The sequence below is a fragment of the Kitasatospora sp. NPDC059571 genome (genome assembly GCF_042735675.1).
Taxonomy (GTDB): Bacteria; Actinomycetota; Actinomycetes; order Streptomycetales; family Streptomycetaceae; genus Kitasatospora.
Genome location: NZ_JBHWBW010000758.1, coordinates 1 through 2052, shown reverse-complemented (window position 1 = coordinate 2052; position 2052 = coordinate 1). Strand labels below are relative to the sequence as shown.

At 77.5% G+C, this 2052-nt stretch carries 3 protein-coding genes; 2 read left to right on the top strand and 1 reads right to left on the bottom strand.

From position 1 onward, the window contains the following. A partial coding sequence (locus ACFV0G_RS38725) for a gamma-glutamyl-gamma-aminobutyrate hydrolase family protein (protein ID WP_380558401.1) occupies nucleotides 1-659 on the bottom strand: 659 nt, incomplete at its 3' end. Nucleotides 660-789: 130 nt separating this feature from the next. Here ACFV0G_RS38725 and ACFV0G_RS38720 point away from each other — a divergent pair. Together ACFV0G_RS38720 and ACFV0G_RS38715 are read left to right on the top strand one after the other, a co-directional pair. Then, entirely contained in the window at nucleotides 790-1449 is a 660-nt protein-coding gene (locus ACFV0G_RS38720; RefSeq protein WP_380558398.1) for an SDR family oxidoreductase, read from the top strand. Nucleotides 1450-1522: 73 nt separating this feature from the next. Beyond that, a partial coding sequence (locus tag ACFV0G_RS38715) for a DUF2510 domain-containing protein (protein ID WP_380558395.1) occupies nucleotides 1523-2052 on the top strand: 530 nt, incomplete at its 3' end.

The following is a 2052-nucleotide window of genomic DNA, read 5'->3' as shown; positions in this document are numbered from 1 at the left end:
TCGTCGCCCTGCTCCGGGTGCCACTGGACGCCGAGGGTGAAGCCGGGGCCCTCCACGGCCTCCACCGTGCCGTCCTCGGCCCACGCGCAGACCGCCAGGCCCGCGCCGAGCCGGTCCACCGCCTGGTGGTGGAAGGTCGGCACCTGGACGGACTCCTCCGGGAGCAGGCCGCCGAGCAGGGTGCCGGGCACCGGCCGCACGGCGTGCCGGCCGTACGTCCCCGGCGCGCCGACGTGCCCCTGGTGGCCCACCGCGTCGGGCAGGTGCTGGACGAGGGTGCCGCCGAGGACGACGTTCAGCAGCTGCATCCCGCGGCAGATGCCGAGCACCGGGACGCCGGCCGCCAGGGCGGCGGTGAGCAGCGCGCTCTCCCACACGTCCCGCTCGGGCTCGCCGGCGTCGGTCTCCGGGTGCCGTGCCGCGCCGTAGCGGGCCGGGTCGACGTCCGAGCCGCCGGAGACGACCAGGGCGTCGATCCGGGCGACGGCGTCGGCGGCGTGTTCGGCCGCGTCCGGCGGCAGGAGGACGGCGAGCCCGCCCGCGGCCTGCACCACGGCGGGGTAGCGCTCGGCGAGCAGGACGGTGCGGATCCGTTCCCAGCGGCCCCAGGCGGCGTCGGTGACGAGCGTGCTGATACCGATCACAGGCCGTGAAGTCATGGCGCGCATTCTGCCGCCCGCCGTGGCGAACGGACGGGATCCGGTGGTTCGGCACGCGCCGCAGAGCCGCGGTCGGCGGTACGACGTACGGTAACCGTGTCGCTGCACGACGTGACGGAGGGAGTCCGGGATGGCCGAGACGGCTGGGCCCGGCCGGTCGGCCGGGCCGGTGGCGGTGGTCAGCGGGGTGAGCGGCTTCGCGGGGGAGGCCGGGGCCGCGGTCGCCCGGCGGTTCGCCGCGGACGGCGCCCGGGTGGTCTGCGCGGATCCGGACGAGCGGGCGGGCCAGGCGGTGGCCCGCTCGGTCGGCGGCCTGTTCGTGCACACCGATCCGCTGGACGAGTACATGGTCGAGGCGCTGTTCGACGAGGTCTACGAGCGGTTCGGCGGCATCGATGCGGTGTTCCACGGCACCAGTGGGCCGCCGCCGGGCGACGGGCCGGCGCTGGAGACCTCGCCGGACGCCTGGCGCGCGGTGCAGGACAGCCGGCTGACCGCGGTCTTCCTGGGCTGCCGGGCCGTGCTGCCGTACCTGCGCCGGCACGGCCGCGGCTCGGTGGTGAACCTGGCCGGCCCCGCCGTGGAGGGCGGCGTCGCGGCGGTGGCGGCCGCCGCCGGGGTGGTCGCGCTGACCCGGGAGCTCGCCGCGCGCTTCGGCCCGGAGGGGATCCGCTTCAACGCCCTGGGGGCGGACGCCGGCCGGGTGGACCGGCTGGCCGCGGCCGCGGCGTACCTCGCGGGCGAGGCATCGGCGGGGGTCAACGGCACCGTGATCCGATTCTCACCGTAATCTCATCGCGGAACGGCGGTTTTCACCGTCCCGCTGATATCGCGCTTATCCGCCCGCCCTTAGATTCGATGGTGTGAGCGAGCAGATTCCCGCCGGGTGGTACCCGGACCCCCAGGACACCACCTCCGAGCCCCGCCCCGAGCGCTGGTGGGACGGCACGGGCTGGACGGCGACCACCCGCCCCGCCCCCGGTGCGGCCGCCGGCCCGGACGGGCCCGCCCCCGCCGCGGGCGACGAGCCGACGGTGCTCGAGGGCCAGGTGGTCGGCAGCGGCCCGACCGTCCGCTACCCGGAGTACCCGCCGCTCGCCTCGCAGACCCCGGCCAAGGCCCGCCGCAGGCCCTCCCGCCCGGTGGTCGTCGCCGCGGCCGTCGCCGCCCTGGCCGGCGTCGCCGTCGGTTCAGGCATCACCTACCTGGCGATGGACGGCGGCCGCGACCAGGCCTCCGCCCGGCCGTTCGACGGCCGGGGCGGGTACCCGTTCGGCAACCCGGGCAACGGCGGCGGCAACGGCGACGCCGTCGGCGGCCACCGGGTCGGCGGCGGGGTCGGGGTGGGCGGCGGCAACGGGCAGGGGCTCGGCGGAGGCGGCCCGGGCACAGC